General features: G+C 61.7%; 26 protein-coding genes and 2 pseudogenes. 14 read left to right on the top strand and 14 right to left on the bottom strand.

The window, feature by feature from the left end; all coding sequences use genetic code 11:
* Positions 1 to 6: 6 nt before the first annotated feature.
* A pseudogene (locus JO965_RS23580) lies at positions 7 to 726 on the bottom strand (IS6 family transposase).
* A gap of 193 nt (positions 727 to 919) precedes the next feature.
* Between JO965_RS23580 and JO965_RS23575 the strand changes: the two are divergent.
* From JO965_RS23575 to JO965_RS23565, 3 genes are all read left to right on the top strand, one after another.
* Positions 920 to 1,153 carry a hypothetical protein gene (locus tag JO965_RS23575; RefSeq protein ID WP_203441370.1) on the top strand — a complete coding sequence of 78 codons (234 nt, stop codon included), beginning with the start codon at positions 920 to 922 and terminating at the stop codon, positions 1,151 to 1,153.
* A 586-nt stretch (positions 1,154 to 1,739) separates the two neighbouring features.
* Positions 1,740 to 1,982 carry a hypothetical protein gene (locus tag JO965_RS23570; protein WP_203441369.1) on the top strand — a complete coding sequence of 81 codons (243 nt, stop codon included), beginning with the start codon at positions 1,740 to 1,742 and terminating at the stop codon, positions 1,980 to 1,982.
* Between the two features lie 865 nt (positions 1,983 to 2,847).
* Positions 2,848 to 3,294: a CBS domain-containing protein gene (locus JO965_RS23565; protein ID WP_203441368.1), complete on the top strand. Its 447-nt coding sequence runs from the start codon at positions 2,848 to 2,850 to the stop codon at positions 3,292 to 3,294.
* Between the two features lie 338 nt (positions 3,295 to 3,632).
* Here JO965_RS23565 and JO965_RS23560 read toward each other — a convergent pair whose 3' ends face one another.
* Positions 3,633 to 3,983, bottom strand: coding sequence for a hypothetical protein (locus JO965_RS23560; protein ID WP_203441367.1), 351 nt, complete (start codon positions 3,981 to 3,983; stop codon positions 3,633 to 3,635).
* A gap of 267 nt (positions 3,984 to 4,250) precedes the next feature.
* Here JO965_RS23560 and JO965_RS23555 point away from each other — a divergent pair, with 267 nt between their 5' ends.
* Positions 4,251 to 4,679, top strand: coding sequence for a hypothetical protein (locus JO965_RS23555; RefSeq protein ID WP_203441366.1), 429 nt, complete (start codon positions 4,251 to 4,253; stop codon positions 4,677 to 4,679).
* Between the two features lie 407 nt (positions 4,680 to 5,086).
* Here JO965_RS23555 and JO965_RS23550 read toward each other — a convergent pair whose 3' ends face one another.
* Positions 5,087 to 5,533 (bottom strand): DUF6173 family protein, encoded by a 447-nt coding sequence (locus JO965_RS23550; protein WP_203441365.1) that lies wholly within the window; start codon positions 5,531 to 5,533, stop codon positions 5,087 to 5,089.
* Positions 5,534 to 5,847: 314 nt separating this feature from the next.
* Between JO965_RS23550 and JO965_RS23545 the strand changes: the two genes are divergently transcribed.
* Both JO965_RS23545 and JO965_RS23540 read left to right on the top strand, forming a co-directional pair.
* The gene (locus tag JO965_RS23545) at positions 5,848 to 6,696 is read left to right on the top strand and encodes a universal stress protein (protein ID WP_203441364.1); all 849 of its coding nucleotides are present in this window, start codon (positions 5,848 to 5,850) and stop codon (positions 6,694 to 6,696) included.
* A gap of 541 nt (positions 6,697 to 7,237) precedes the next feature.
* Positions 7,238 to 7,510, top strand: a complete 273-nt coding sequence (locus tag JO965_RS23540; RefSeq protein ID WP_203441363.1) for a hypothetical protein — start codon at positions 7,238 to 7,240, stop codon at positions 7,508 to 7,510.
* A gap of 143 nt (positions 7,511 to 7,653) precedes the next feature.
* Here the strand turns inward: JO965_RS23540 and JO965_RS23535 are convergent, their stop codons facing one another.
* The 3 genes and pseudogenes from JO965_RS23535 to JO965_RS23530 all read right to left on the bottom strand — a co-directional run.
* Positions 7,654 to 7,938, bottom strand: a complete 285-nt coding sequence (locus JO965_RS23535; RefSeq protein ID WP_203441362.1) for a hypothetical protein — start codon at positions 7,936 to 7,938, stop codon at positions 7,654 to 7,656.
* A 49-nt stretch (positions 7,939 to 7,987) separates the two neighbouring features.
* Positions 7,988 to 8,119, bottom strand: coding sequence for a hypothetical protein (locus JO965_RS48955; RefSeq protein WP_256451899.1), 132 nt, complete (start codon positions 8,117 to 8,119; stop codon positions 7,988 to 7,990).
* 501 nt (positions 8,120 to 8,620) lie between these two features.
* Positions 8,621 to 9,202 (bottom strand): annotated as a pseudogene (locus tag JO965_RS23530) (UvrD-helicase domain-containing protein); the annotation flags it as partial.
* A gap of 132 nt (positions 9,203 to 9,334) precedes the next feature.
* On the opposite strand from JO965_RS23530, the gene recA reads away from it, so the two are divergent.
* Positions 9,335 to 10,375: a recombinase RecA gene (gene recA / locus JO965_RS23525; RefSeq protein WP_203441361.1), complete on the top strand. Its 1,041-nt coding sequence runs from the start codon at positions 9,335 to 9,337 to the stop codon at positions 10,373 to 10,375.
* 119 nt (positions 10,376 to 10,494) lie between these two features.
* Here recA and JO965_RS23520 read toward each other — a convergent pair whose 3' ends face one another.
* A complete protein-coding gene (locus JO965_RS23520) occupies positions 10,495 to 10,767 on the bottom strand; it encodes a DUF2312 domain-containing protein (protein WP_203441360.1) in 273 nt (90 codons plus the stop codon).
* A 174-nt stretch (positions 10,768 to 10,941) separates the two neighbouring features.
* Entirely contained in the window at positions 10,942 to 11,949 is a 1,008-nt protein-coding gene (locus tag JO965_RS23515; RefSeq protein ID WP_203441359.1) for a 3'-5' exonuclease, read from the bottom strand.
* A 37-nt stretch (positions 11,950 to 11,986) separates the two neighbouring features.
* Here JO965_RS23515 and JO965_RS23510 point away from each other — a divergent pair, with 37 nt between their 5' ends.
* Positions 11,987 to 12,340 (top strand): hypothetical protein, encoded by a 354-nt coding sequence (locus JO965_RS23510; protein ID WP_203441358.1) that lies wholly within the window; start codon positions 11,987 to 11,989, stop codon positions 12,338 to 12,340.
* Between the two features lie 219 nt (positions 12,341 to 12,559).
* Positions 12,560 to 13,314, top strand: a protein-coding gene (locus tag JO965_RS23505) for an IS5 family transposase (protein WP_203440463.1) whose coding sequence is annotated in 2 segments (ribosomal slippage) — positions 12,560 to 12,899 and positions 12,899 to 13,314 — 756 coding nt in all. Because the reading frame shifts where the segments join, the coding sequence is not laid out codon by codon here.
* Positions 13,315 to 13,410: 96 nt separating this feature from the next.
* Here JO965_RS23505 and JO965_RS23500 read toward each other — a convergent pair.
* From JO965_RS23500 to JO965_RS23490, 3 genes are all read right to left on the bottom strand, one after another.
* Positions 13,411 to 14,685, bottom strand: a complete 1,275-nt coding sequence (locus tag JO965_RS23500) for an IS701 family transposase (protein WP_246776662.1) — start codon at positions 14,683 to 14,685, stop codon at positions 13,411 to 13,413.
* A 316-nt stretch (positions 14,686 to 15,001) separates the two neighbouring features.
* Positions 15,002 to 16,033 carry an IS110 family transposase gene (locus tag JO965_RS23495; RefSeq protein ID WP_203439776.1) on the bottom strand — a complete coding sequence of 344 codons (1,032 nt, stop codon included), beginning with the start codon at positions 16,031 to 16,033 and terminating at the stop codon, positions 15,002 to 15,004.
* A gap of 253 nt (positions 16,034 to 16,286) precedes the next feature.
* On the bottom strand, positions 16,287 to 16,466 hold the full coding sequence (locus JO965_RS23490; RefSeq protein WP_203441357.1) for a YjzC family protein: 180 nt from the start codon (positions 16,464 to 16,466) through the stop codon (positions 16,287 to 16,289).
* A 374-nt stretch (positions 16,467 to 16,840) separates the two neighbouring features.
* Here JO965_RS23490 and JO965_RS23485 point away from each other — a divergent pair, with 374 nt between their 5' ends.
* Positions 16,841 to 17,368: a two pore domain potassium channel family protein gene (locus JO965_RS23485; RefSeq protein ID WP_203441356.1), complete on the top strand. Its 528-nt coding sequence runs from the start codon at positions 16,841 to 16,843 to the stop codon at positions 17,366 to 17,368.
* Positions 17,369 to 17,898: 530 nt separating this feature from the next.
* On the opposite strand, the gene JO965_RS23480 is transcribed toward JO965_RS23485, so the two are convergent.
* Positions 17,899 to 20,307, bottom strand: coding sequence for an AI-2E family transporter (locus JO965_RS23480; protein WP_203441355.1), 2,409 nt, complete (start codon positions 20,305 to 20,307; stop codon positions 17,899 to 17,901).
* 500 nt (positions 20,308 to 20,807) lie between these two features.
* Here JO965_RS23480 and JO965_RS23475 point away from each other — a divergent pair, with 500 nt between their 5' ends.
* From JO965_RS23475 to JO965_RS23460, 4 genes are all read left to right on the top strand, one after another.
* Positions 20,808 to 22,535 (top strand): hybrid sensor histidine kinase/response regulator, encoded by a 1,728-nt coding sequence (locus JO965_RS23475; protein WP_203441354.1) that lies wholly within the window; start codon positions 20,808 to 20,810, stop codon positions 22,533 to 22,535.
* A 112-nt stretch (positions 22,536 to 22,647) separates the two neighbouring features.
* Positions 22,648 to 23,286, top strand: coding sequence for a response regulator transcription factor (locus tag JO965_RS23470; protein WP_203441353.1), 639 nt, complete (start codon positions 22,648 to 22,650; stop codon positions 23,284 to 23,286).
* A gap of 378 nt (positions 23,287 to 23,664) precedes the next feature.
* Positions 23,665 to 24,021 (top strand): hypothetical protein, encoded by a 357-nt coding sequence (locus tag JO965_RS23465; RefSeq protein WP_203441352.1) that lies wholly within the window; start codon positions 23,665 to 23,667, stop codon positions 24,019 to 24,021.
* A 298-nt stretch (positions 24,022 to 24,319) separates the two neighbouring features.
* Positions 24,320 to 24,550, top strand: coding sequence for a hypothetical protein (locus JO965_RS23460; RefSeq protein WP_203441351.1), 231 nt, complete (start codon positions 24,320 to 24,322; stop codon positions 24,548 to 24,550).
* Between the two features lie 300 nt (positions 24,551 to 24,850).
* Here JO965_RS23460 and JO965_RS23455 read toward each other — a convergent pair whose 3' ends face one another.
* Together JO965_RS23455 and JO965_RS23450 are read right to left on the bottom strand one after the other, a co-directional pair.
* The gene (locus JO965_RS23455; protein ID WP_203441350.1) at positions 24,851 to 25,744 is read right to left on the bottom strand and encodes a LysR family transcriptional regulator; all 894 of its coding nucleotides are present in this window, start codon (positions 25,742 to 25,744) and stop codon (positions 24,851 to 24,853) included.
* 16 nt (positions 25,745 to 25,760) lie between these two features.
* Complete coding sequence (locus tag JO965_RS23450) at positions 25,761 to 26,654, bottom strand: LysR family transcriptional regulator (RefSeq protein ID WP_203441349.1); 894 nt, start codon at positions 26,652 to 26,654, stop codon at positions 25,761 to 25,763.
* Positions 26,655 to 26,701: the final 47 nt, after the last annotated feature.

Raw genomic sequence — 26,701 nt, 5'->3', positions numbered from 1 at the left:
ACTTGTTTAACAGTTAAACCCGCGACCGGACTTCAGCTCCGGCTGTACACTGAATACCTGTGCAGTTCTCAGGCTGCGCAGGAGCGCTCTTTGCCAACGACGGCGTGCTTTGTGCAAGGATATCACAGTCTTGCCGTCGCTGGCTATGGCACCGTGCGCCCGCCCGGCTGATTTAAATCTTTTCATGATGCGTTCGCGTCGGCGGGTCGGTTGATGAGAATTCTCTGCTCGACTGTTCAGACCCCGATGCTACCGATGCTCCACGCTGGGCATCACGGCCCTTTTCGCGAGGGTATAGCTGGCCAGCTTGTCTGTGATTAGCACGCGCGGTGCGGTGCCCTGCTTCTTGAGAGGCTTCCGCAACAGGCGTTTGGCGGCCTTTGCATTGCGGCGGCTCTGGACCAGAATGTCGAGCACGGTCCCGTGCTGATCCAAGGCTTGCCATAACCAATGCTTATGGCCGGCAATGCCGATGACGACCTCATCCAAGTGCGACTTGTCTCCGGCAGCCGGAATACGCCGATGGATCTGGTTCGCGAAGCCCTGACCGAACCTCAGTGCTCACTGCCGTATGGTCTCACGGCTGACCAGAATGACTCGGGCCGCCAGCATTTCCTCAACCATGCGCAAGCTACGTGGAAACCGAAAGTACAACCACACGGCATGGCTGATCACTTCAGCCGGGTAGCGGTGGCGAGCATAATGGGGGTGACGGGTCTTTTTCATCCATCACATATGTCAGGATCCTATCACCTCCGGGTTAAATTGAAGGTGCCCTTCTACCTACCGGATGCACCACTTAGTTGCCCTCCCTACGGAACCGACCCTTTTATAGAACTTGCAGAGCATTGCTGGGCTCGGACTTTTCCTAGGCTATGAGGTACAATGCTTCTGTTGCAGAAACACGAGGAACCTCGCCATGACGCCGCATGAGCTTGAGGCCACTCTTCACGACCTACCCGCCGGCCAAGCCGTGCACGTGCCTTATGACCTCTTCAGCGAGCTATTTCCGCCAGGTGAACCCGACAGCGAGGCTCGGCAAAGAGCGCTTCAGCTTGCCATGGCCAATGACTGCTTTATCGAGAACCGGACACAGAAGCAGGAGATCCTATTCGTCAAGAAGCAGAGCGGATTGCGCCTCTATGGGCGCTAACCCAGATTGTTTGGAAGCATGAAATGCTCGCGAACCATGTCTTGATCCAGCCACAGTCAAGCTGCGCCACTCGAGCAACTCCAACAACACAAGGGTGCGGAATGGAGAGAAGGGATCTGATCACTATCTATGGGCGAATGGGCCTCATTTTTGCACTCACCTTAATCGCCGGGATCATCGCAGCACCCATTCTTCCGAAAACCGGAACACCTACGGTGATTGCTTCCAAGCCGTACCAAGAGCCAAACCTGCTTCTGCCCATTACGTCGGCAAGCGTCCATAAAGACTAGGATCAGGGCTCATTCATCCAGTGAAGGGGCACGACCGCTTCAAGTCCTCAATCAGCCTTCATTTGGAGAGAGCATGAGATTCCATGGGGCAGCCGCTAGGGATCTTCTCTGGAAGACGGTAATCAAACCCGATCAGCACAGCGGCCGCGCAAAGCGAAGCAAAAAATTGCGGACGGCCTTTGCCCCACGCTTCCTTAGGCTCTCCTACATCGATCGGGTGTGTCAGCCATCGGCCCGTCATATCTTCCAGATGATCAATCACTCACTCACAAGTCCGAATATTCAGAGGATCCGACATGCCCGACCTCCATGTCCTGACATCCGACCAGAAGCCGAGGGACCAGGACAACAACATTGTCCTGACGGAGGTGGTGCGGCCCGGGCGCGGGATGGAGTACACCGTGACGGTACTCGTCGATGGGACGGCCATCGCTGTGAGTGGACCATTCCTCACCTTGGAGGAAGCGGTCGACCAAGCCAGTGGCCAAGCCAGGCATTATGAGCTTGATCCAATCTATTTCAGACGAGAGCAGGACTAAGGGGAGGGGCCCGTTCCCTCCACCCAGGCCTTGCAGCCTGCCGCGCGGTCTGCTCGTCCGCGAAACCACGCTTGGTGGGCTGCCCGAAGCCGCAGACGTGGTACTGAAAAGCGGCCGCGAAGCACCCATCATTCGTGGCGAAGCTCAGGACGGATGCTGCATCGTAGGAACACCGTGGACACAATCTCTGATCCATAGGGCTCTCCCTTTCCCGCCGATTGCAGCTGGTTGAGCGACGTTAACGCAAATAGCGCTGCGTCCGAGCCGGGGAGGCCGCGACAACATTGGGCGGCGCAAAATGGCAAGGGATCCGGGGTACGAACAAGGTGGCCCTGACATCGTTCCCGGCCAGCCGCGTTTAACGACCTCATACCCCCTCACAAGGAGGGGAGCTTGAGGAAGTGTGTTGGTTGTTTCGAACGGTGCCCGGTGGAACGAGGTTCGTGTCAGACCGAACTGCGCCCGCCGCCGCGATCCACCCTCTCGCAGATTTCAGCCTGCCGATCGACGGCCGCACGAACCCTGATGCCCCTGGTTCCGGACGCGGCTTTCGGAACCAACGTAGATTACGCCCGTTCGACCGGCATGATCCCGAATGAGCCATAACAGGCTTCCGTCATCCGCTTGGTCGAGGATGAGCCTCTGATGTGCATGACGACCGCCGGGTTAGAGGAGGTGGCGAGTCCTGCTGTCATCCCAATGTGGTGCTGGCGGCACAATCCGACGCAGTGCGGGTTCTCCCCACGGATGGAGATAGGCCCGGCTCAGGGGCCGCATAGCGCTGGCCATGCAGGTCCCCGCCCACCGAGAGGCGCGAGGCCCACTAAGCGAGATCGTATCGGGGGCGCAGCATGAGGAGGAACTCATGAAAATCAGTGAAGTCATGACACGTGATGTGCGGCTGATCGAGCCGACCCAGACCATCCGGGATGCGGCTCGGCTGATGGCCGAGCTGGATGCCGGAATCATGCCGGTGCGCGAAGGCGACCGCCTGGTCGGCATGATCACCGACCGTGATATCGCCATCCGGGCCGTCGCCCAGGGCCGAGGCCCTGACACCCCGATCCGTGAGGCGATGACGGACGAGGTCCTGTATTGCTTCGAGGACGATGACACTGTCAAGGTGGAGCGTAACATGGCCGACATCAAGGTCCGCCGCCTGCCGGTGCTCAACCGTGACAAGCGCCTGGTTGGCATTGTGTCGCTGGGTGATCTGGCGATGAACGACAAGGCCGCGAAGGTTGGTACCGCGATGGCCGGCATCTCACAGCCGGGCGGCCTGCACAGCCAGACCGGCGGTTCCCGGCATTAGGCCTTTGGCCTAGCGAGATCCAGAACAGCCTGACGCCGGGAAGAACAGCACAACGATAAAGGAGAGCATGAGGTCTTATGGGGCGGCGATGAAGCGCTTGAGGGCGGCCCCATTGGCGGGCAGGGAGACGTGTTGAAATGGCGAGCTCTCGAAACAGCCCCTGACTGAGTGCCCCACACTTCCTCACGCTCTCTCTCGCGCGCGTCCGATTTACTCTTTTACTCTTGGGTTACGCGCCACGGGTAACAGCAGACGAGACTGCAGCAGTGCACCCCAGTGCCGACCCACGGCGAACTCCTGGAACATGCGCCCGTCGTGGCCGTTTCGAGGCTCCCTCGTTACTGGCATAAATATCCCCGCGCGCCATCGGACATGCACTTGGTGCCGTTCGGCAGTGTCACACCGCCCGTTCCGTCGGGCGCGACGTAGGCCCCGTTCGGCAGCCGGAAGCCGCCCGATCCGTCTCCCGCCGCCGTCGTGCCGTCGGGCAGGACGTAGCCGCCGGCCCCGTTGTAGACGATATGTTTCGCATTGGTGGGCGCGGGGGCGATCGGCGGGGCCGGCACGGCAGCCGCGGCCCGGGTGTCGCCCACATTCGCGGGCGGTAAGGGCTGTGTCTGCTGCTGTTCTCCCGACGAGACGCACGCGGCGAGAGCCAGGCATATCGGCAGGGCGGGCGGCAGGCGCATCGGGTTCCTCCAATGGTGCGACCGAACGGCCAAACCTGACTACCGGCACCGCAGGATCGCCGCCATTGCTCTCATGGGTGAGGCCAGCTGGAGTCAGGCAAGCGATGCTCCCTCTCCGAGATGACTGGGCATCGATCGTCGGTGACGATCAGCCATGGTCACAGTCACGGGATTATACTCCGTTTGTGAGTCGCCTTGACATCGTTTCCGGCCCTGCATGCGTTATGGTTGGGTGGAGTGCAGTGCACGGTTCTTGGTCAGCCTCCGATGAGGATCGCCACGGTAATTTCAGTGCGCCTCGCGGCCTTCCTGACCGCCGGCGCGGGGCTGTTACCCGACGGTGCCGAAGCTGCGCGGCTTCATTGCACCACGCTGTCGCACGTCAGGTCCAATGCCGAGGGGAGAATTGAGGAGGCCGATCCGGCCGATCCGTTTGCCATGACCTGGCAGAGCTTCGACTTCGACACCTCGACCCTGATCCTCACCAATGCGCTTCCCGATGACGCAACATACTCGCAGAAACTGCAGAAAGGCCTCCTCAGCACGAGCGAGTTCGTCGGCTTCTTCCGGATTGGCGCCTCGCCGATCGGGATGCTCCACGTCAGCCTGTCGAGCACGCCCATGACCTTCAGCCTCTACAGGATCCGAGACTTTCTGTCGGGTGTGTGCCAGTCGCTCGAAGAAGAACCAGAGTGATCCAGACGATCCGAGGAGCCGTTGATAGACAGGCTAAGGCTTGTGAGGCTCGACCACGGTCGCCGAGGCCCGCTCGTTTCAACACGAACGTCTATCTAGGAGAGCATAAGGTTTTGTGGTGCAACTCTGAGCGTTTGCGGACAGCCGTCATTGATGGGTATGCAAACGTGTTGAGATAGCGGGCTCTGAAACTGATTCACAGGTTGGCGCCCCACAGATCCTCATGCTCTCCATGGATGCGCCCGCAGGCTCTTTGCCAAGGTGAGAGCGGTGAGAGCACAGGGCAAGTTCCCGGATAGGTGGTGCTTCCTGAACTGATCGGCGGCGTGTGAAGCTGTATTGGATGTCCCCCACGGTCTTGGAAGCGACCTTGGCGCCGGCCGTTGAGACGGCATGGGCGCAACGCTTCAGGCTTTGGACGCGCTTTGAGCCTGTGATTTTTTCGCCTGTCCTAGGTTCTGCTCCAAGAGGAAGCCGATGCGGCGCGGCTCTTCCTCTTCCTTCAGCTTGGGAAGGGCCGTGAGGAGAAGGCTCAACTGTGTATAGTGCTGGATCAGATGAACCGGGCGTCCATGCTGGTTCAAGCCTGAGAAAATCAAAAGGTCAGGGTTCGAGTAGGCCACGGCAAGAATATGAAAGGCGTCGGCTCCAACCCCGGTCGGGAGATAGCCGCCTATCTCCTCATTCGGATTCAGTCGGTCCTCAAAGGCTTTGATCTGGTCCACTAAGCGCACGAACACCCAGCCTGCTGGATTTTCATTCCTGGCATTGCATTCTGCCTCGTGCGCAAAGGATTGGTGCACTGAGGCGTTCAGGGACGAGAGGAGTTCAGTAGGATCACGGGTCATGTCCATTCCTTTGCCTGCCCCCATAATACCGTTCCATGTCGGTTTATGAATTCTCCCGGAAATGCCCCGTTGGGGATCTGCCTGAACGGGGCCAGGGTTGAGTCGGCCGAGATCTGTGGGGCAGCTCTCGCAAAGATATAAGACACAAGGCCCAGAACGTGCGAATGCTGTCATCGTATCGAGCAAGACCCCACGCCGGAGTCAAAGCTCTAGCTTGGCCGCAGCCGAGAATAGGTCTTCCCTCAATGCTTTTGCTATAATCCCGCGCGAGCGGGACCTGCAAAGGCCCCGACGCCGCACTTGGGATCGAGGAGGCGGATATGGCCTTCAAAGCCTCAGCCTTTAAAGACTTGTTGCTTCTGACCCGCCAGGGCACGGAAGCCGGCAACCGCTATGCACTGTGGCTGGCGGACACGTGTGGCGCGAGATTGACCGTGACCTCGCCGGCGATCAGTCCCGCTCTGCCTCCCATGGTCTCGGTGGAGATGCCGGGTAACCTCCTCTCCCGGATGCAGGAAGAGATTAAGAAGGATGCGCGCGGTGCACTTGAGGCTTTTTTGGAGAGGGCGAAGCAGACGGATGTCACCGTGGAAACGCTGACGCTCGAAGCCTCGAGTGGAGACCTGGGCAGAGAGGTCGGTCGTCTCGCACGGTATTTCGATGTCGTCGTTCTCGAGCAACCGAACCCTGAGGGCCCTGACACGTCTGAGGTTATCGAAGCTGTGCTCTTCGGGTCAGGGCGGCCGGTATTGATCGTCCCCTACATCCACATGCTCCATGTTCCCCCACAGCTCAGGACAGTGCTCGTCGCATGGAACGAGGGGCGTCCGGCCGCCCGCGCCATCGCGGACGCCTTGCCGCTCCTCCAGATGGCTGATCGGGTGGAAGTTGTGACCGTATCAGACACCGACCCGATGGGCGTCAGGCATGCGTCAGCCGACACGATGGCACAGCACCTGGCTCAGCACGGGATCAACGCCGATGTGAAGTCTCTTGCCAGGGGAGCCATTGATATTGGCAACACGCTTGTTTCATATGCCGCGGATGTCAGCGCAGATCTGATCGTGATGGGCGCCTATGGCCATTCGCGCCTACGGGAGATTGTGCTTGGTGGTACGACCCGTACCATTCTCCAGTCGATGACGGTCCCGGTGCTGATGGCCCATTGAGCCTACTGCCATTAAGGGAGCCACTTTTCACACGTGTCCTTGTCTTTCAGGTGAGACTTTTCGCATTTCATTTGAGACTGGCCAACCGGTTCATGCTGGATGACGAAACTCCCATGGCAGGCTCGGAAGCCACCCTTGGCTGGAGGCCGCTCCGGGGCGGATCACTGAGATGGCGCGACCGTTTGTTTGCACTTCATGTGGGACCGAATGTGGGGCTGCCAGCCTCCTCAGTCTCAGATGAAGCGCACGAACTGCCGTCCAAATCGCCGAGCTCCATCATGAAGTGCAAATCGACAGAAGCGCCTGCGACCTTGGTCAGCCCGCGCGGCCATCGCCGCGACAAAGGCTGGCGGAATCAGGTGGTGATGGACATCAATGGGGTGAGAAGGTCGACATGACGGTCTCCCTCGCGCTGGCGGGTCGGGGCCCATGCAGAAAGACGGTGCGTGCGTTGGCAACGGTCCAAAGGGCGCCCAAGGCAATCCTAGGCCCATGCTCTCAGGGACCAGAGCCGAGATTTCAGAGTGACGGGAGGAGATCAATGAGCTTCCAGATTGATCCGCTGATCGCCCTCGGTGTCGTGCTGGCCACCGCCATGACCGATGCGGCCTATGTGTTCTTCAACGCGGCCGTGGTCGCCCGGCATCGGATCAGGGCGGCGAACTGGAGCGCCATCTGGTATCTGCTCTCGGCTTTCGCAGTGATCAGCTACACAGAGCAGGCGGTCTACGTCGCCTTTGCAGCCCTCGGCTCCTGGATCGGTGCCTTCGTGTCGATTACCTGGCTGGTGCGGGTCCCGCGACTGAAAGCCTGATGGGATGAACCAGCCGCAAGGTGCCTTGCGTGGCACCGATCTCCGCCGTGACCGCTCGCAGGCGTAACTGACTTGGTGGCGAACTGGCGATCGAAGTCGACTTTCTATGTGATCAGACGCCCGCCAGGCGGAAGGGCGTCGGCCTACATCGCGGCATGGAACTCCTGTACGCGGGTGCACTGTTCCTTGGTCCGTCGGAGTGGATCACCCAGCCCGAGGACATGGACAGGTCCCGGGTGCCCATTGAGCTCCGCCGGCAGGGCCAAGCCCATGCCACGGCGAGCGCGCAGATCGGTAATCTGTTCATTTGAGAGCGCCGTCACGGGCCGGTGCTCCCAGCCGGCAATAGGGCGAGGCGGGACCATGCTGGGCCTGGGCGGCGCCATCGTGGCAAACCATGCAATGATTGCGACAGGCAGGTACGGCATCAACGATCTCCGATCGATAAAGGAGCGGGATTGTTGAAGCCGTACGGGTTCACAGGGGCATGGTGGCGACGTAGATGGCCAGCACCAGCAGGACGCACACTCCCGCTGAACTGACCAGCCATGGGGCGAGCTGGTTTCTGTAGTGCTCTTCCACGCGACGTTGGTGCTTGCGACGGGACATCGTCGGCCTCCTCCCGATGGAATGGCGCATGATGACGTGTCGAGCGGATCATAACCTGTTGCTGCCTGGGCCACGACCCAAAACTGGCGCAGTCGGAAGTCGCCTGGCATTGGCTCCGCCTGCCGCATTTCCGGACGGAAAACCGGTTCTAATCCGTGTTGGCGCTGAGGGCAGACGAGGGAGCAGTCCGATGGAAACCCGCATTGTTGAGATTGGCGATCGCATCCACCGCCTCTCGACCTACGCGTACCGGATATCGTGCCGCCGGCCGGCTTCACCTTCGATCAGTTCCGCATCCTCGGCGAGGAGCCGATGCTGTTCCACGCCAGCTTACGGCACATGTTCCCGCGGTTCTGTCGCAAACTCGAAGTATAGGCACTTCCAGCCCCATTTTGGTGTCAAGGAAGCAGCGCTAAGCCGTTGATTCTACAGCAGCCGGTGACCACGGATCCTCCAGTATAGGCAAGCAAAAAGCGAGTTTGCGACAGAACCGTATGAAGTGCGTAGCACCTCCTCGAGGGCTGTCTCGGCATTCACGCAGCGGGAATAGATCGCCAGACAGGTTGCCTTCGCGGGAAAGCGGCTCTGGGTGGTGGAGAACCTGAGTTCGTGCCGGACGAGGTTCATCAGGTCGGCCGAGTCCTCGCGGTCATGGATCGAGAAGGCGGGGTCGAGACCGATCTCCGGCGCGTAGTCGCGGAGGAGCCTGGCGCCAATGCCGTGGAATGTGCCGGCCCAGGTGAGAGCGTCGGTCATCACGCCTGCGCTATGGCCCATGACCCGTTTGGCGATCCGCTCGACCCGGCGTGCCATCTCGGACGCGGCCCGGCGCGAGAAGGTCAGTAGGAGGATGCGGCGTGGATCGGCTCCATTGACGATCAGATGAGCCACGCGATGGGCCAGGGTGTTGGTCTTGCCTGATCCTGCTCCAGCGATGACCAGCAGCGGCGCAGCCAAACTCGAGCCACCGGCCAGGACACCGTGCTCCACCGCCTGACGCTGCCGGGGATTGAGTTGCTCAAGGTAGGCGGGGTTAGCGGACACGGGCGAACCATTCCTCTCTGGTCCACTATAGACCCCCATTCCTGTTTTGTTCGCAACGGCCCAGCTTATCGCCGCAGGATGGCGACGCGACAATATGTTCGCATTTTGTTCTATCTTTTCTCGACGAGGATCCTTAGGGTCCGGCTTCTTCTCTCCAGCACAGGATTTGCGATGACTACGGATAAGGCCAAGGCGATCGAAACCGCAGTCAGCCAGATTGAACGCGCCTTTGGCAAAGGGGCCATTATGCGCCTCGGCGGCGATCAGGTCATCGAAGTCGAGACGGTCTCCACTGGATCGCTGGGCCTCGACATCGCGCTCGGCGTTGGCGGTCTGCCCCGCGGCCGCATTATCGAGGTCTATGGGCCGGAGTCGTCCGGTAAGACGACGCTCGCGCTACAGACCATCGCTGAGGCTCAGAAGAAGGGCGGCGTCTGCGGCTTTATCGACGCCGAACACGCTCTGGATCCCGTCTATGCCCGCAAGCTCGGCGTCAATCTGGACGATCTCCTAGTGTCTCAGCCGGACAATGGCGAACAGGCGCTCGAGATTGTCGACACGCTTGTCCGTTCAGGCTCCGTGGACATTCTCGTCATCGACTCGGTTGCGGCCCTGACTCCGAAGGCTGAGATCGAAGGCGAGATGGGCGAGAGCCGTCCCGGCCTTCAGGCCCGCCTGATGAGCCAAGCCCTGCGCAAGCTCACCGGTTCGATCAATCGCGCCAACACGATGGTGATCTTCATCAACCAGATCCGCATGAAGATCGGTGTCACCTATGGCAGCCCTGAGGTCACGACGGGTGGTAACGCGCTGAAGTTCTATGCATCGGTGCGGCTCGACATCCGCCGCACGTCCACTTTGAAGGACCGCGACGAGCCGATCGGCAACCAAGTGCGCGTGAAGGTGGTCAAGAACAAGGTTGCTCCGCCCTTCAAGCAGGTTGAGTTCGACATCATGTTCGGCGAAGGCATCTCCAAGATGGGCGAGTTGATCGATCTCGGCGTGAAGGCCAACGTGGTCGAGAAGTCTGGCGCTTGGTTCTCTTATGACAGCCAGCGCCTCGGCCAGGGACGCGAGAATGCCAAGACCTTCCTGAAGGACAATCCGGAGATTGCGGCCGAGATCGAAGGCAAGATCCGCCAGAATGCCGGCCTCCTGATTGCGGACCTGCAGGGCAACGATGACGTGAGCGCGTCAGAGGATGCAGCCTGAGGGTTTTCTCGCAGCACAACGCTGACCTTTTGCGGATCGGCCAAGTCCGCACTGCTTGAAAAGTAAAAGGCCGTCCCTTGGTGGGCGGCCTTATCAGTAATTGAAACACTAAGGTGAGCTCAGGCCGCCTCAGCGACAGGAGCGGGGCCTGCCTCGTCCATGGCTCGCATGTAGACGTCGAGCAGGCTGTCGTGCTCGTCGCGCTCGTCCTGATCCTGCTTGCGCAGCTTGATGATCTCCTTGAGGATCTTCACGTCGAAGCCCTCACCTTTGGCCTCGGAGAAGACTTCCTTCTTGGCTTCGTTCAGCTCCTTGATCTCGTTCTCGATCTGCTCGATGCGCTCGACAAACGACCGGATCCGATTGCCCGGAATTCCAACGACGTCACTCATGGCTTCTCCTTTGCCGTATGTGGACCGGCACTATCGGGCAGGAGAGTAATCACCCCGTTAATCCGGCGCTGCAGTCACGTAGGAACTGCCTTAACAAGACCGCACTGCATTCGGGCGCACCGGTGACGAGGGTAGGAATGGATGTTACACACGCTTCGTGACATGACGAAGAGGTCATGAGGCCGCCCTGAATCTCTCGAAGGCGGTGATCCGCTGGGTGAAAGGCTCTACGTCCCGGCAGTAGATCTCCTGCCGCAGGAACTTCATCTCCGCCTCATACGCATCCTCGGTAACCTCGATGAACCAGGACTTGGGGCGGCCGTCGTTGCCATCACTCCAACGGTAGCCGCGCTTCTTAAGCTCGTCTTTCATGTCAAAAGGAGAGCCTTCCGCCCAGATCCGCAGCAGGGCCTTTCGAGCTGAAGCCAGCAGATGGGACATGGCACAACCTGTGTCCCCGCGGAGCGGAGCCGCCAGGACTTCCAGAAGGGCATGGCAGTCCTCGACCGCACGATGACCCTGATGAAACCAGCCGCACTGAGACAGCAGGTAGCCGAGCTTCGAGCCCTCGAAGCCAAAATCCGACCAGGACACCTCCGCATGGGAGCAGGCCCATGCCTTCAGTGAGAAGGCTTGGGACAGGCGTTCACAGAACGGTCGGTCGAAGCGGGCGTTGTGGGCGATCACCAAATGGGCTGGCTGAATGAATGCCTCGACGGGATCGAGATCGATCATCTGGCCCTTGACCATGTCGGGCGTGATCCCGGTCAGACGTGTGATCTCAGGCGTGATCGGGACCGACGGCTCCCGCAGGGCGTTGAAGGTGTCGACGACATCGCCGATACGGCCATCTTCGTCATACGAGAACGCCACCATGCCGATCTCGATGACTTCGTCTCGGGTGTGATCGAGACCTGTGGTTTCGGTGTCTACGATGACAGCAACCTTTTGGCCGGGGACTGCAATACGGGAAGTGACAACAGGTCGTGGCTGGAGGCGGCGCAGAATGCGGTACTGTCCGCTCGCCTCCAAGGCGTTAGCCGCGGGCTCGAAATTGGCAGGGTCCAGGCGAAGCGCCCGCTGTTGTCCTTGCAGCTTGACCTGAATTTGAGAGCTGACGGGCTTCTGGAACGGGCCCGCTGCCTCGTCCAGACCAAGAAATAGATCGGCCTGTCCCTGCATCCAGTTCTACTCCTGCGGCAGCCATCGGGCGATGTCCATGGAAGTTGCGAACAGTAGGGTAGAACTAATCGCTGCGGAGTTAATGAAAGTACCAAATTCGTCGAGCGCTTGGAGAAAGCCCAAGCATCCGCTCTTCAAATGTACGAGATTGGCACATTCCGGAAGCAGACCGATTTTCCAGAATGTGCGGCAAGCGGATCTTCCTATTGCTTTGTCTGAATATGCGGCCGCTAAAGCTGCCCGCGGCTTTTCGGGGGATTTGAAAGTCAACATCTTGCTAATGCCGATAAGTATGTACGGATTATCGGGCATTGCTGAACGTCTCTTACTTTATCAGAGGGCAGTTGCCTTCCAGGCGACCAGAAAACCTCTTCGCCTGGAAGGGTTCTGACCAGCTTGTAGGGATCCCAGGCACTCATGGATTCCCGTAGGGTTTTGACTTAGCCGGACCATCTGCGGTCCGCGCGCCTTCAGACGTTGGGTTGTGTCTATCCGAAGCCTTCCGAACATCCGGAAACTCTCAGGAGGACTAGGACCAATCGACATTCAGGGTTCAAATTCGCGGCGGTGCGTGATTCATAGGTCTCCAGCTTCGATCTGGGGAACCTGCATGGCCAAGCGATATGAACTGACCGGCGAGCAATGGCGGCGCATTGAGGGGCTGTTGCCCGGCAAGTCCGGCGATCCCGGGCGGAGTGGCCGGGATAATCGGGTGTTCGTCAATGGCGTGTTGTGGATCCTGCGCTCTGGCGCGCACTGGCACGACCTTCCCGAGCGCTATGGCAAGTGGAAGACCGCGCATCAGCGTTTCCGGCGCTGGGCCAAAGCCGGGGTCTGGGAACGCGTGTTCGCCGATCTGATCCATGACCCGGACAATGACTACGTGATGCTCGACAGCACCCTGGTCCGCGCCCACCAGCAGGCCGCGACCGGAAAAGGGGGGATCCGAACCAGGCTCTGGGGCGCTCCCGAGGTGGATTGACCACCAAGATCCACATGGTCGTGGAGGGCCAGGGGCGCCCGTTGCGGGTCATCCTGACCCCGGGCCAGCGGGGCGATGTCACCCAGGCGCCGGTCTTGCTCAACGGCTTGTCGGCGAGACGCGTCCTCGCCGACAAGGCCTATGACAGCAACGCGCTCCGCCGCATCGTCGCTGGGATCGGGGCCGAGGCCGTCATCCCCTGCAATCCGACCCGCAAGCAGCCGATCCCCTACGACTTCGAAGCTTACAAGGCCCGCAATCGCATCGAACGTTGCTTCAATAAGCTCAAGCACTTCCGGCGGATCGCCACCCGATACGACCGGCGCGCCGACCACTTCCTTGGCTTCATCCACCTCGCCTGTGCCATCCTCTGGATGCGATGAATGTCGATTCAGCCTAGCATTACAGTTGCGCCCTCCGCTTGCGATGTGAGGTTTGTGCCATCGCCTGATGCGCGCGGCGCCAAGCGGACCAGGCCATCACGAAGGCGGGCTCGATGCGTCGCTGCTGGAGGCGTGTGGCGACGCGGCGGATTTCCTGGACAGACCAGCGTACCAACGCTGCAGCTTGGCTTCGTCGCTTCTTTTTTGGGGGGAGGTCAGACTGTTGGCACGCTGGCGCACCACCGCCATCATGGCGAAGGCCAGCATCACCAGCGACACATGCCGGTGCCAGCCGTGCCACGAGCGCGTCTCATTGTGCGTCAGCCCCAGCTCGGTTTTGGCGGTCTCAAAGGCATCCTCGATCGCCCATCGCTGTCCCTCGACCCGCACCAAGGTTTCCATCGGGGTGTCAGCCGGACACCAGGTCGAGAAGAACGCCAGATCCCCATCAGAGAGGCTGCGCCGGATCAGCAGCCCCCGTGTCCACAAGCCGGTGAGATGCTCGTTGTATTCCTCCGCCGCGAGATCGGCGAGTTCGAGATAAGCCCAGTCATACAGGCGCGCCCCCTTCGTACCATCGCCGGCTGACAGGCGCGTCCAAGCCTCGGGAGAAAGTGCCTGCGCGATTTGCTCGGCCGTGCCGGCGACTTCGGGCTTGTCGATCCAGGACGAGAACTGATCCGTGGCATGCGCGCCCAGCACATAGCCCTTGCCGGCCCGGCGCAACAGCATCTCGATGGAGCCCACGCCGTAGATGGAGTCCGTCGCCGCCCAGTCGAACGGCACGTCAGCCGCGATCGCGCGCTCGATCATCTCGGCGGCGATCTCGGGTTTGGTGACAAAGCGAATGGCATCCGGCACCTGAGCCGCCGTGCGGCGCTCGGGCGTGTTGGTCCAGTCCTTGGGCAGATAGAGCTGGCGATCGATGAAGGCGCAGCCCTTCTCCGACACGTAGGTGGCAAACACGCCGATCTGGCAACTGGTGATCTTGCCCGCCGATCCGGTGTATTGTCGGCCTACCCCGCACGAGCGCTGGCCTTGCTTGAGAAAGCCGGTCTCGTCGATCACCAGCACCGCCCCGGGTGAGGCGAGCGTCTCGAGCGCATAGTCGCGCACCATATCCCGCAGCGCATCGGCGTCCCAGTGGCTGCGGCCGAGCACCGCCTGCTGGCGCCAAGGGCCCGAATCGCCGGCGGCTTCCGCGCGCATCCAGCCGGTCTTGCGCCGCTCCGGCCCCAGCAGCCCGTCGAGGAAGGCGGCGGCCGAGGCGGCGATGCTGGGATGGGCAAACAGCGATTTGAGGTGAGCTTTGACCTGACGCAACTCCACGCACCAGAGTTCGAGCATCTGCTCGACGGCCACACCGGTCATGGCAGCCTCCTGTGTCAGATCAGGAGGTAATTAGCGCAAAACCGACGGGTGCAACTGTAGTGCTTCTGTAATGGGCCGTTGGGTGTCAAGCCCCTGAGTGACTGTCCTGTCGCCGAAGTCTTGCTTCTGTTCGGGGTCGACGCGAGGCCGCCCCACCATGCCATCAGAGAGGATGCGGTCAGCCCATCTAAGGCGCGTGTTCCACCTCGATGAGATGCTCACGGCACTACTTACGGCTTGACCGCCTCCATCGTCCCGGCGACGGGACCTCAGGAGAACGGGACGATCGCCGCCCCGTTCCGAACGCTTGTTTCTCCTATGCGGCAACGCCCTCCCGGTTCCAGCGGAAGGTGGTGCCGTCGATCCAGATGCGATGCAAAATGACCGCAAGCTTCCGGGCCAGCGCCACCTTGGCCCGCCGCATGCCGCGCCGCTTGGCCACCTCCAGCGCCCAGCGCTTGAGCGCAGAGAAGCGCACCGCGCGGGTGAGCAGGATATGGGCTCCTTCATAGAGCGCCGTGCGCACCATCGGATCGCCCACCCGGCTCACGGCTCCCGTGATATCCGTCTCGCCCGACTGATACTTCTTCGGGGTCAGGCCAAAATGCGCGCCCACCGCCCGCGAGCGCGAGAACCGCTCAGGATGATCGACTGCGGACGTGAAGGTGACCGCGATCAGCGCGCCAACGCCTGGCACGCTCATCAGCCGCCGGCAGACCTCGTTCTTCCGGGCGATCGCCAGCATGGCCCGATGCAATCGGGCAAACTCCATTTGCAGCGCGTCCCGGGCGCGCAGCATGGCTTCGGCAATCTTCTCCAGCATTTCATGACCGGCCGTGAGGGTGCGCACCCGGGCGGCAAACTGGCCCTTGCTGATCTCGCCGACCTTCAGGCCGAAGCCGCGCAACAGCCCACGCAGGCTGAGCTCGACATCACGCATCTTGGCCTGCAGCTGCTTGCGGGCCATGAGCAGCGCCCGCACTTCTTGCGCCGGCGGCGACTTGCAGTGGACGGGGCGGAACCAGCCCATGCGCAGCAGTTGGGCGATGCCGCGCGCATCGCGCCGGTCGGTCTTGACGATCATGGCCGAGAGCGCCGCCTTGACATGCCGCGTCTCCAGCAGCACGACTTCGAACCCAGCCTGCACAAGGCCGGCATGCAGCCACTGCGAAAGTGGCCCGGCCTCCAGGCCGACGCGGGTGAGCGGTAGGCTCAGGCTGGCGAGAAAGGCCGCAAGCGCCTCCGGCTCGCTGGCGACCTTCGCCTCGCGGACAATCTGTCCGGAGCCATCGAGGATGCAGACGCTGCTCAGTTCCAAAGACACGTCGATTCCGGCATAGTAGTCCATGGCTGTCCCTCATGATGCTTGGGGCCGATCCGCTCGGACCCCGTTCCAACACACATCACTCTGAGGGACAGCCACCCCGCTCCGCTACTGCGTGAGCGGCAGGCCCATTACGGCATCTAAGGTACTTAGGATCGATACGCTGGAAGATCAGCTCCACGCCGCGTTCAATACACATCGAGAGCAATCGGCCCCCTCGGAATTGCGGTATGCCGAAGATCAATAGGATGCGGCTGGTTGATAAGGCCGAGATGACTTAGTGCTTGCTGTCGGGTGTCGTCCTAACCGGGTGCCAAGTGGCACCTGGGGCCGTTGTCGGCGGCAAAGTCTTGTTGTCCGCGACGGTGGCAAAGTTCTCGCGCTTGCCGCCCCGTGGACCAACCTCCCGGAAGATGCCGCCATCCTTTCCAGTATTTGTGCCTGGCTTCTTGTCCATCGATTAATCCCTGCGGTTCACGAGTTTCGATTGATGGGTCTGGACGACAATTAGGCTATGCCGGCAAAGTTCCTGAATTTGCTGAACCGGAAGCTTGGCCGAAGCCCTGAGACCTGCACTCAATCGCGCCGAATCTTGCCTTTCCTCACTTGTGGCGGCAACGTCGATACGTCGTCGCGCTCGACGACCATAGAGATGGACGCCAAGCTCAGCAGTTTGTCCTTAATCGACCCAGAAACAGTCGTTGAAACAAATTATCGTGGTAGGCCTATCAACGAAAATTTCATGGAAAAGGCAGACACTCGCCAGACCTCGCCTCACGCAACCGGCGCTAAATTTGACGGCACTCTTCTGGCGCCTAAGACTAAGATAGCATGATCCCACAAGACCCGTTGGCACAGTTGCCTGTCGAAGTGGTTTCCACATCCTTCGACCTCTTGCAGATCGCGCTTGGCATCGCGATCCTTGTCGTCGTGGTCTTCGTCCACGGTGCCGGCATTCGGCGGATTTCGCGCTACTTCTCCGGACGATGGGTGCATGTGACCACGGCGACGCCCCATTGGCGGGTCAACCTCCTGTTCGGCAGCGTGATTGCGCAACTCGTCATCGTTCATCTGATCGAGGTGATGGTCTGGGCGCTGCCGATTTACTGGCTCAATCTCATTCCCGAACTCTCAACCGCAGCCTTTTTCGCAGCCAAGACCTATACAACTCTCGGTGAGGGCACTGTCCGGCTGCCGCTGAGCTGGCGGCAACTAGGGCCCATTATCGCCGTCTCAGGGCTTTTCACCTTCGGTTGGACGTCGAGCGTGCTCGTCTATGTCATGACTCAGTTCGGAACACTCGACACCCACCACGCCGAACGTAAGAAAGCCGCCGAATCCGAATCCGACACTGCGTAACTTCGACTACTCGATGATCCTGCTGTGCGTCCGGCAGTATCTCGCCTTCAGCCTCAGCCTATGGGATCATTAAGGGATGGTGGCGGACGAGCTATCCAGAATTTAGGAGGGGGATTGCTGTCCTCACCGCTTGGATGTTTAGAAATGGTAACAAGGGCGAGATCGGACCTGAGGACTTCCTCGCCGGGGCGTACCTGAACATCCTTGTGCTAACAGACGCAGCAGCACCGGATTATGGACGCGTGAAACCTTCAGCGGGTCGTGGTGGTCCCATCTCTGCGGAATAGCGGGCCTTCCCAGACCGTCGTGATCAGACCGGGGTCGACCCAGTGCAGACATTGCACCTTGGGGGAAGTTTGGAATTTAATGACCTGAGTACGGGGCCGTGAGGTGATGGTCGACCGCGCTCAATTCATCGTGCCTGACCATCGACCGGCGACGAACATTGCCTCTGCGCAAGACCCCTGACGTCGTGTAATGCACCCGTCGAGTGGGTCGCATTAGGGGGCTGTCTCACGTCCTGCCCGCGATCATGTCGCGGTCTTGTCGGTCTTGCCCGGCTCCTCCGCGGAGCGATGCTCGATCTGGCTCATCAGCTTGTCGGCCATATCCTGAAGGCGGCGGCGATCCGGCTTCGAGAAGTCGCGTGGTCGGGTGTCAATGACGGATAGGGTGCCGATGACTAATCCCGAGGAAGTCCGCAGCGGAGCCCCAGCATAAAAGCGGATGCCCTTCTCCAGCACGCGCGGATCGTCGGCAAAGCGCGGATCCTCCGTGACGTCCTGGGACGCCAGCACCTCGTTCGCCGCGATCACGTGGGCATCGAGCGAGTCCTCATGAGGAGGCTGCTGTGTGACCTGAGTTTCCTGGGGCAAGCCTGCCACATCGGTTAGGGGCCGGTGTGCCTCATCCACGAGAGAAACCAAGGCAATCGGGACATCGAACGCCTGCGCGACTTTCCTGGATGCCTCGTCGAACTGACGGCCCATCACGGAGGCCAACCCGAGGTCGTGCAGCGCCGCAATCTGCGCCTGCTCGGTGTCAGGAAGGACCGGGGGCGCTTTGCCCGTCGATGCCGGGCGGCAGACCCACGCATTCACCTGCTCGACACAGGCTGCCAGAGAGGCGAAGACCGCATCGGCCGCCATCTGCTTCTTGAGGTCGTCTGTCTGCCCCGTCCCGGGCGCCAGGTTCCAACAGCAGACGATGAGCTTCATGTGCGGTGCCCGGCGGCGCAGGCGACGACAGATGTAGCGGGCATAAACCTGCGGCTGTGGATGCAGGTAGGACAGGCACACCACGTCCACGTCTTTGAGATCGAGCTGCCCCAAGGCCCCCTGACTGACGGCGATCGGCGGAAGAACCCGAGCGCCGATGCCCTGTTCCTCGAGCACCTGCGCCATCATCTCGGCCGCGGCGCGATCGAGTTCCGTGCGTCCTGCCAGGCAGAGGACCGACGAGGGCCGTTCCTCTGGTGCGGACGGTGCGCGATCCTCACCCGTAGCCACTTCGTCGCCGGAGGCGGCGTTCTCTCGGACATGGTCCTCCACCTCGCGCACGACGCAGATCGCCGTGTCGGCGACGAGCCGCCGGTAGTTGGTGTCGGTGGTGCTGCGCTGGCGGTCGTTCTCGGCCAGGCGGAGGGACGGGATGGCCACGTTGTCGTAGAACTCGCGCGAGGAGTGTTCGTCGACATAGTCCTCGGCCATCTCCACCGCCTCCTCGAGATTACCGGCCAGCAGGCGTTGGTAGAGGCGCTCCTCCGGCGCGAGCACCGGGTCGCTGCCGAGGAGGACGCCGAGGAATTCGAGCTGCGGCACGTAGCGTCCGATCACGACGAGGCAGACCGTCAGGGGCGTTGCGAGGAACAGCCCGACCGGACCCCACAGGCTGGTCCAGAAGATGGCCGCCATGATGATGGCCAGCGATGACAGACCCGTGCTGGAGCCGTAGAGCCATGGCTCGATGACGTTGTTGCTGACGAGCTCGGCAAGGAGGAACAGGCCCACCACCCAGAACAGCATCGTCCAGCCGGGATCGACCGCGATCGCAAGGGCAATCGGGAAGAGGGCAGCCAGGAAGGGGCCAAGATAGGGAATGAACCGCAATACCGCCGCCAAGAGGCCCCACAGCAGGGCATTCGGCACGCCGATGAAATAAAGGGCGATGCCGATCGGGATGCCGTAGGTCAGGTTCACCACGAGCTGCATCAGCAGATAGCGGCTGACCCGGGCGGCGGCATCGTTGATGGCCTGGGTGCTCTTCTGGAGGTCGCCTGCCCCGGCGAGCTTGATGAAGCGGTCGCGCAGATCCTCACGCTCGAGCAGCACGAAGATCACGAAGATCACCACCAGGCCAGCGGTGGCTAGTGGCGCGAGCAGGGGACCGACAACGGTCTGGATGATCTCGAGTGGCTTGGCCTGCGGGGCCTCCAGCCGCACGGTGACCGGCTCCTGCGCGGTGCCGCTGCCGAGCCGGGACCCGGGTGTCTGCGCCGGAACATTGTCAGGAGGCTTTTCGCCGGAGATCTGCTTGCCGACATCCTGGATGGTCGTCGTGACCTTGTCCACGATCCCCCCGCCGGGAGCGGAGGTCTGCAACGAGCGGATCTTGTCGGTGATGGTGGTCTGATAGCTCGGGAGGTTGTTGGCAAGCTGAACGAGCTGGCGCCCGACCACGAAGGCAATGCCCGCGATCAGGATGAAGGCCAGGGTCACGGCCACGAGCACCGCTGCGATCCGCGGCAGCTTCCAGCGTCTGAGCCAGTTGACCAGCGGCGTCAGGGCGAAGCTCAGGAGGATCGCGAGAGCAAAGGGAACGAAGAGATCGCGGCCGAAGTAGAGGCCAGCTATTGCCAGGACGATGCCACCGGCGGTCAGGATAGGGGATCCCGCAGGCTGAAGGGTAGGCGGGGGCGGCGCCGGAGCCGGGTCGGCCATCGTGCAGTGCCTTCGGTTCAGGTTAATCGCAGGACAACTCGACGCCAGTGGCATTTGATCCGATCGGCGGTTCGGGTGCGTTGTCGTCGTCGCCGTGGGGCTGCACTGCCCATCCGCGTGGCGCCATCGGAGAGGCATGACTGAAGGGGCTGCTCCAGTGCTGTCTCCTAGATCGACGGAGCTTTGCCTTGCGCGATCTGGCGGCAGGAAGGGATCAAAAGCAGGAGATCGAGGCTAGGAGATAGAGCTAACCTTCTGTCGTCTGATGCGAAGTGCGGGTTTTGGCACCAAGCGGTGGTAGGTTGAAGATCCGCCTTCCTGCGGTGGAACGGACATCGACACCGTCGCGCTCAGGGGCAGTGCGTGACCCGAACTGGTCACCTGTTGCGGTGCGCACAAACGATTCAGCCGAAGAGTCTGGCTCGTCCCTCATGACTGATTGGAACGGGCGACCTAGGATAACATATGCAGTGATTGCTTCACGGCCTGGAGATCAATGCATGAGGCCCCGGTCTGCCCGGTTTGGCTTTTCCCTTGCCCCAGCCGTTGTCCTCGCGCTCGGCATCGTGCTGCTGGGCGCGCTCGAACTCATGCAAAGTTACAACGAGAGGGTAGGACGGGGCGAGGAGAATGCCCGGAATCTCGTCCATGTGCTGGCCGAGCAGACCGAGCGAACCTTCCAGGCGGTCGACTTCACGCTGCTGGGGCTCCGTGAGGCCCTGACCGCCGCTCCCGACTTGCCGGAGAACGATGCCCGCTTCCGGGATGCGCTGAAAGAGCGGCTCAAGGCCTTGCCGTATGTTCGCGCCCTCTATGTCATTGGTCCGGATGGACTCATCACGCACGACACCGACTATCCCTCCACACCAAGAGTCACCCTGGCGGACCGGCCCTACTTCAAGGCACATCAGGAAGATCCTAGCCTCGGCCTGCAGATCGGGCCGCCGCTTCGCAGTCGGTCAGTCAATGTCTGGTTCGTCAGCTTCAGCCGCAGGATCAACCGGCCTGACGGCAGCTTCGGCGGGATCGTCGTGGCCGCCGTCGAGCCCAGGTACTTTGAGGAGTTCTACCGCAACCTCTCTGTTGGTGAGAACGGATTTATCGCGCTTCTGCTGCGCGACGGCACCCTTCTGGCCCGCAGCCCGGCCTCCGAGGAGGCCATCGGCAGGTCCTACGCAGCGGCGGAGCCATTCTACACTTACCTATCACGCAGTTCGCAGGGCGTCTTCTGGGGCGCCAGCCCGGTCGACCGTACGATCAGGGTGACCGCGTATCATGCCCTCGGCACCACACCGGCTGTGGTTCTGGTTGGCCTGGCGCAGCAAACCGTGTTTCAGCCTTGGCGCGAGCATGCGGTCATGGAGGCCATCTCGACGGCCGTCCTCCTCGGCCTGGTCGGCGCCCTGATTGTCCTCGTTCAGAGAAGCCGCCGACGCGAACAGGCCGAGCAGGAGCGGCTTAGCCGCGCGCAGCGACTGGAGGGACTCGGGCGCATCGCCGGCGGCATCGCACACGATCTCGGCAACACGATCCGGATCATGCAATCGACATTTCTGCTCCTGAGGCCCTCTCTGGCCGACCGCCCCGACACCTTGTCCCTGGTTGACGAGGCCGACCAGGCCCTCAAGGGTGCGAGGGCCATGATCGAGCGCCTGCTCGCCTTCGCGCGGCGGCAGGACCTTCGGCCGGAGGTGACCGTGATCGACGAGCGGATCGCGGGCTTTGCCCCGATCTTGCGGCAGGCGGCGGGTCCTCGGATCGCGCTCGACCTCAAGTTGGCCGGCATGGGCAGCGCAGCCCTGCTCGATCCGGTCCAGCTCGAAGCAACGCTGCTCAACCTAGTGCTGAACGCCCGCGATGCCATGCCGGACGGGGGCATCATCACCGTGGCGACCGAGATCACCGCCCCACCTCCCGGGCCGGTGGCGTTCCACCGCATGTCCGGCAGGGATGAGCGGTGGGTTCGGATTTCGGTGACGGATACGGGCATCGGGATGCCTCCGGCGGTGCTGGAGCGGGCCTTCGACCCCTTCTTCACCACCAAGGGACATGGAAACGGGCTCGGCCTCAGCCAGGTGCTGGGCTTCGTCCAGCAAAGTGCCGGTGACGTGCAGCTGGAGAGTGAAGAGGGCCGCGGCACGACAGTGCGCCTGATGTTCCCTGCTGTCACTGGAGAGGACCAGACTGACGGTCGCCGGGTCCGAAGTGCCATCGGTTCGGGAGAGTAGCCTTCCCAGGGGGCACGGCACTCAGGAAAATCCTGAGTCCTTGTTCGGGTCCAGACCCGATGGGTCTGATACGGCGCCGCAGGTAAGAATTGTCGGGTCCTATGAGCGTGCCATGACCATCAAACTTCTTGTAGCCGACGACCATGCCATCGTGCGTCGGGGCTTGCAGGCTCTGCTGGAGGCGCAAGCCGGCTGGCAGGTCTGCGCCGAGGCCGACGACGGGCAATCGGCGGTCGACCTAGCCGGCCAACATCGGCCGGACGTGGCGATCCTCGACTACGCCCTGCCGGGGCTGAACGGCCTCGAAGCCACCCGCCACATGCGCCTCGCCAGCCCGGGCACCGAAGTGCTGATCTACACGATGCATAACAATGACGATGTGATCCGCGACGTGCTGCGAGCCGGGGCACGCGGCTATCTGCTCAAGACGGAGGACGACACTGAGGTTGTCAGGGCGGTGCGGGCTCTATTGCGCAAGCAGCCCTACTTCTCGCCCCAAGTGGCCGAAACCTTGCTCGATACCTTTCTGAGCGGCGGCAAGGTGGTGGCCTCGCAAACCTTGAGCTCCCGTGAACGGGAGGTTATCCAGCTCGTGGCGGAGGGGCAGAGCAACCGCGACATCGCCGAGCGCTGGAAGGTGAGCATCAAGACCGTCGAGAGCCACCGGACCTCGGCGATGAAGAAACTGAACCTGCGCTCGGGGGTGGAGCTTGCCCTCTATGCCGTGCGCAACAAGCTGATCGAGCCCTGACTCCCTGTCTCAGAGAGTAGGGCAATCCCGACCCGCTCTTCCGGTCCTCACCTGATTTCAATCCAAGTGGCAATGCGGTTTGCTGACTGGCGCCGACGCCTTGGGGCTGGTCCGGACCGACATGTCTTCCGGCCGGCTGGAGGCTAGACCTTCAGAGGCCTTCGTTCAGAGCGCCAGGCGACGGAGCCCCGGCGAGAGCGGCGTCCGACGTGATAGCTGAGGAATAGAATATGCTGGCGTGGATTGGCAGGCGCCTGATCGGCCTCTGGCGAGCCGCAGGCACCCGGATCGACAAAGCGATCATCGCATCGGCCGTCAGAAATTCGGATGAAAGAACCAGGGGGGCAGACCTCCGCTATCGACAGTCCGGAGACCGCAATGCTTGGGATGCTCGGAAAAACAGGAATTCCCATCAGCCTCATCGGGGCCGCGATGAGCCCTGACGAGATCGAACAGCGCATCATCCGCGCCTATGTCCAGCTTGCCTGCACGCCTGAGACGGATGGCTCGCGCACTGTGACCGTGGTCCGGTTCGGCGCGCTGGAGGCACGGCTGACCGAGATCCCGGAGGAGCTAAGGCTGCCGGGTCTGCCATGGCTCTGGCTGGAGCTTTACTCCCATTCACGGCAAGCGGTCGTCGACAGTTGCGGCTGCACCGAACTCGACGAGCCTGAACTCACTCTGGCAGTCGAACTGATCATCAACGCGAGGCAGTGGGTTCAAGATCTACACTAGGAGAATACGTCCCATCAGCCTTCATCGGTCTCGTAACCGAACCCTTGGACAGCGGCTTGGGAAGGAGTGATGGTGCAGCTTTCCGCTGGGCAGCACAAGCAGGCGGCTAGCACAAGCTCATGAGGAGAGGCCCACTATGCCGAGGCTGCCAAAACGGATTGAACCGTAGGCTCTTCTGGCCTGGACCAGAGGAACTCTGACGGTCGTTCCGGGTCCTCACCTGATTCCAATCCTGGTCGGTTTGGCCCAGAGCTTCCCATCCGCAAAGCCGCCGCACGCGGCTCATGGAAGAGGTGACATGCCGCATTTTTATTTCGACGTCCGGGCAGGGACAGAGGTCCTCTCAGATCCGGACGGCTTTGAACTCGACAGCCTGGAGGGTGCCGAGCAGGAGGCGACGCAGACCGCTCTTGCGCTTGGACGGGATTGGTTGCCACGCACCCGCGAGGTGTGTGTCGAGGTCCGGGACGAATGGCGTCATCTGCGATTGATCTTGAGCGTTGCGCTGAGGGTGAAGAGGCTGGACTGAGTGGGCTGCGGGTGAGGCTATCCTAGGTTTCCGCACACGCGAGGGTCACCGCCCTTCCAATGTTCGCGCCTAGCGAAGTCGCCGTTTGAGCCGAATTCAGGACGATACCCTCTCCCGTCCTTCAAGCAATCAAAAGGGTCAGAATGTCTGCGTGTGGCACTCCTGAGACGTCAGCGCTGGGTCCGCTTCAGCGCTCAAGAGCCGACCTTCGTTGAGCGTGCCGGAACGTGAATGTTTGACCCAAAGCGGGCCTTCCTATGGGCAGCTATAGATGACACTCATGAGCCGCCCGGGTCCGGCCTAGCGTCGGTAGCGCAGTGTCTCAACGATCAGCGACAGTGCCAGCGACGATTGGCGCCGACTGGCGAAGAAGATGTGGAGCCCTGGGAAGGTCGGGCACCAGTCCTTGAGCACGGCTTGAAGTTGGCCGCTCCCGATATAAGGACGCGCCAGTTCCTCCGGCATGTATGCCAAGCCAAACCCTGCGAGTGCGGCCTCCACAACAGGGTAGATGGAGTTGAACGTCCACGAACCTTCAACCCGCACCTGCACGTTCCGTTTGCCCTTCTTGAGTTCCCACGCGTACACACCGCCACGCATCGAAAAGCGCATGTTGATGCACTCGTGCTCGGTCAAGTCCGACGGAGACTTGGGCAACGGACGCCCTTCCAGGTAGGAAGGCGCACCGACGATCACCATGCGGATGTCCCGCGAAATCCGAACGGCCGTCATGTCCCTGGAAATCTGGTCGCCAAAACGGACACCCGCATCAAAGCGCTCCGCGACGATGTCGGTCAGTCCCGGCTCGATCGCCACCTCGATCTTGAGGTGGGGATACTTCGGCTGGAGCTTGGAGAGCTTGGGCCAGAGAATCGTGTTTGCTGCAAAATCGGAGGCCGTGATGCGCACGGTCCCGACCGGCTTGTCGCGCAACTCCTCGAAGGCGGCCAGTTCCTCGGTGATCGCCTCGAACCGAGGGGCCACTCTGTGGATCAGGCGCTCACCTGCCTCCGTCGGCGATACGCTACGGGTCGTGCGCGTCAACAAACGCAGCCCCAGCCGCGCCTCCAACCCTCGAATGGTGTGGCTGAGCGCGGACTGGGAAACCCCCAACTGCGCTGCCGCACGGGTGAAGCTACGCTCCCGGGCAACCGCGAGAAAGGCCTGGATGTCGCGAAAGTTCTCACCGGACATGCAAGCTGCTCCGCTGCTATGGCCTGTGGCGCAAGGCCTCGACCAGCAAGGTCATCGCGCGCGACGGCTGGCGCCGGTGCGGATAATAGAGATGGAATCCGGGCCACACCGGGCACCAGTCCTCCAGCACCGAGATGAGCTGTCCCTCTGAGACGCAGGGGCGAACCATATCCTCGGGCAGGTAGGCCAGCCCGAAGCCAGCCTTGGTCGCCTCGAAGATGTCGTAGGCGTTGTTGAAGGTGACCGTTCCATCCACCCGGGCATTCACGGTGCGCCTGCCCTTGGAGAACTCCCATTCGTAGAGGCCGCCGTAGGTGGACACGCGCAGATTGATGCAAACGTGCTCGGTGAGGTCGCGGGGCGTTTGTGGCGGCCGCCGCCCTGCGAAGTAGGACTTCGAGCCCACGACCATGTTGCGAACGTCCGGGCCGATCCGCACTGAGATCATGTCCTGTGCCAGTTCCTGGCCGAACCGCACGCCGGCGTCGTACCCGCGCGCGACGATATCGACGCTCTCATACTCGTTGTTCAGCTCGACCTTGATCTTGGGGTATTGCGGGAGGAACGTCGCCAGCTTGGGCCAAAGCGTGCTCCTGATGGCGTAGTCGATGGCGGTGATCCGGATCGTTCCCATGGGTTCGTCCCGAAGCTCGCCGAGCGCCTCGATCTCGGCCTGGATGCCGTCGAATTCGGGAGCGAGACGATCCAGCAGCCGCTGACCGGCCTCGGTCGGCGCCACGCCGCGCGTGCTGCGCATGAGGAGACGAACGCCGAGTTTCTCCTCCAACGCCCGGATGGTGGTGCTCAAGGCTGGTTGCGTCACCCGAAGCTGGGCCGCTGCGCGGGTGAAGCTGCGCGCGCGTGCCACGGCGATGAAGGCCAGAAGGTCGCCGAAGCTGTCACGCGACATTGATGAACTCTTTCATGGGACTCTATCCATCCCATAGCCCTCGTCCG

Origin of the sequence: Microvirga sp. VF16 (assembly GCF_016864375.1) — a bacterium.
Taxonomy (GTDB): Bacteria; Pseudomonadota; Alphaproteobacteria; order Rhizobiales; family Beijerinckiaceae; genus Microvirga.
Note: the sequence above shows the minus strand (reverse complement) of the source record. Positions and strands in the feature narration are given on the sequence as shown.

Coding starts and splice junctions, on each gene's coding strand:
- JO965_RS23575 (WP_203441370.1), top strand. CDS start 920: ATGACGCCGCATGAGCTTGAGGCCACTCTTCACGACCTACCCGCCGGC.
- JO965_RS23570 (WP_203441369.1), top strand. CDS start 1,740: ATGCCCGACCTCCATGTCCTGACATCCGACCAGAAGCCGAGGGACCAG.
- JO965_RS23565 (WP_203441368.1), top strand. CDS start 2,848: ATGAAAATCAGTGAAGTCATGACACGTGATGTGCGGCTGATCGAGCCG.
- JO965_RS23560 (WP_203441367.1), bottom strand. CDS start 3,983: ATGCGCCTGCCGCCCGCCCTGCCGATATGCCTGGCTCTCGCCGCGTGC.
- JO965_RS23555 (WP_203441366.1), top strand. CDS start 4,251: ATGAGGATCGCCACGGTAATTTCAGTGCGCCTCGCGGCCTTCCTGACC.
- JO965_RS23550 (WP_203441365.1), bottom strand. CDS start 5,533: ATGGACATGACCCGTGATCCTACTGAACTCCTCTCGTCCCTGAACGCC.
- JO965_RS23545 (WP_203441364.1), top strand. CDS start 5,848: ATGGCCTTCAAAGCCTCAGCCTTTAAAGACTTGTTGCTTCTGACCCGC.
- JO965_RS23540 (WP_203441363.1), top strand. CDS start 7,238: ATGAGCTTCCAGATTGATCCGCTGATCGCCCTCGGTGTCGTGCTGGCC.
- JO965_RS23535 (WP_203441362.1), bottom strand. CDS start 7,938: ATGCCGTACCTGCCTGTCGCAATCATTGCATGGTTTGCCACGATGGCG.
- JO965_RS48955 (WP_256451899.1), bottom strand. CDS start 8,119: ATGTCCCGTCGCAAGCACCAACGTCGCGTGGAAGAGCACTACAGAAAC.
- recA (WP_203441361.1), top strand. CDS start 9,335: ATGACTACGGATAAGGCCAAGGCGATCGAAACCGCAGTCAGCCAGATT.
- JO965_RS23520 (WP_203441360.1), bottom strand. CDS start 10,767: ATGAGTGACGTCGTTGGAATTCCGGGCAATCGGATCCGGTCGTTTGTC.
- JO965_RS23515 (WP_203441359.1), bottom strand. CDS start 11,949: ATGCAGGGACAGGCCGATCTATTTCTTGGTCTGGACGAGGCAGCGGGC.
- JO965_RS23510 (WP_203441358.1), top strand. CDS start 11,987: ATGGAAGTTGCGAACAGTAGGGTAGAACTAATCGCTGCGGAGTTAATG.
- JO965_RS23500 (WP_246776662.1), bottom strand. CDS start 14,685: ATGACCGGTGTGGCCGTCGAGCAGATGCTCGAACTCTGGTGCGTGGAG.
- JO965_RS23495 (WP_203439776.1), bottom strand. CDS start 16,033: ATGGACTACTATGCCGGAATCGACGTGTCTTTGGAACTGAGCAGCGTC.
- JO965_RS23490 (WP_203441357.1), bottom strand. CDS start 16,466: ATGGACAAGAAGCCAGGCACAAATACTGGAAAGGATGGCGGCATCTTC.
- JO965_RS23485 (WP_203441356.1), top strand. CDS start 16,841: ATGATCCCACAAGACCCGTTGGCACAGTTGCCTGTCGAAGTGGTTTCC.
- JO965_RS23480 (WP_203441355.1), bottom strand. CDS start 20,307: ATGGCCGACCCGGCTCCGGCGCCGCCCCCGCCTACCCTTCAGCCTGCG.
- JO965_RS23475 (WP_203441354.1), top strand. CDS start 20,808: ATGAGGCCCCGGTCTGCCCGGTTTGGCTTTTCCCTTGCCCCAGCCGTT.
- JO965_RS23470 (WP_203441353.1), top strand. CDS start 22,648: ATGACCATCAAACTTCTTGTAGCCGACGACCATGCCATCGTGCGTCGG.
- JO965_RS23465 (WP_203441352.1), top strand. CDS start 23,665: ATGCTTGGGATGCTCGGAAAAACAGGAATTCCCATCAGCCTCATCGGG.
- JO965_RS23460 (WP_203441351.1), top strand. CDS start 24,320: ATGCCGCATTTTTATTTCGACGTCCGGGCAGGGACAGAGGTCCTCTCA.
- JO965_RS23455 (WP_203441350.1), bottom strand. CDS start 25,744: ATGTCCGGTGAGAACTTTCGCGACATCCAGGCCTTTCTCGCGGTTGCC.
- JO965_RS23450 (WP_203441349.1), bottom strand. CDS start 26,654: ATGTCGCGTGACAGCTTCGGCGACCTTCTGGCCTTCATCGCCGTGGCA.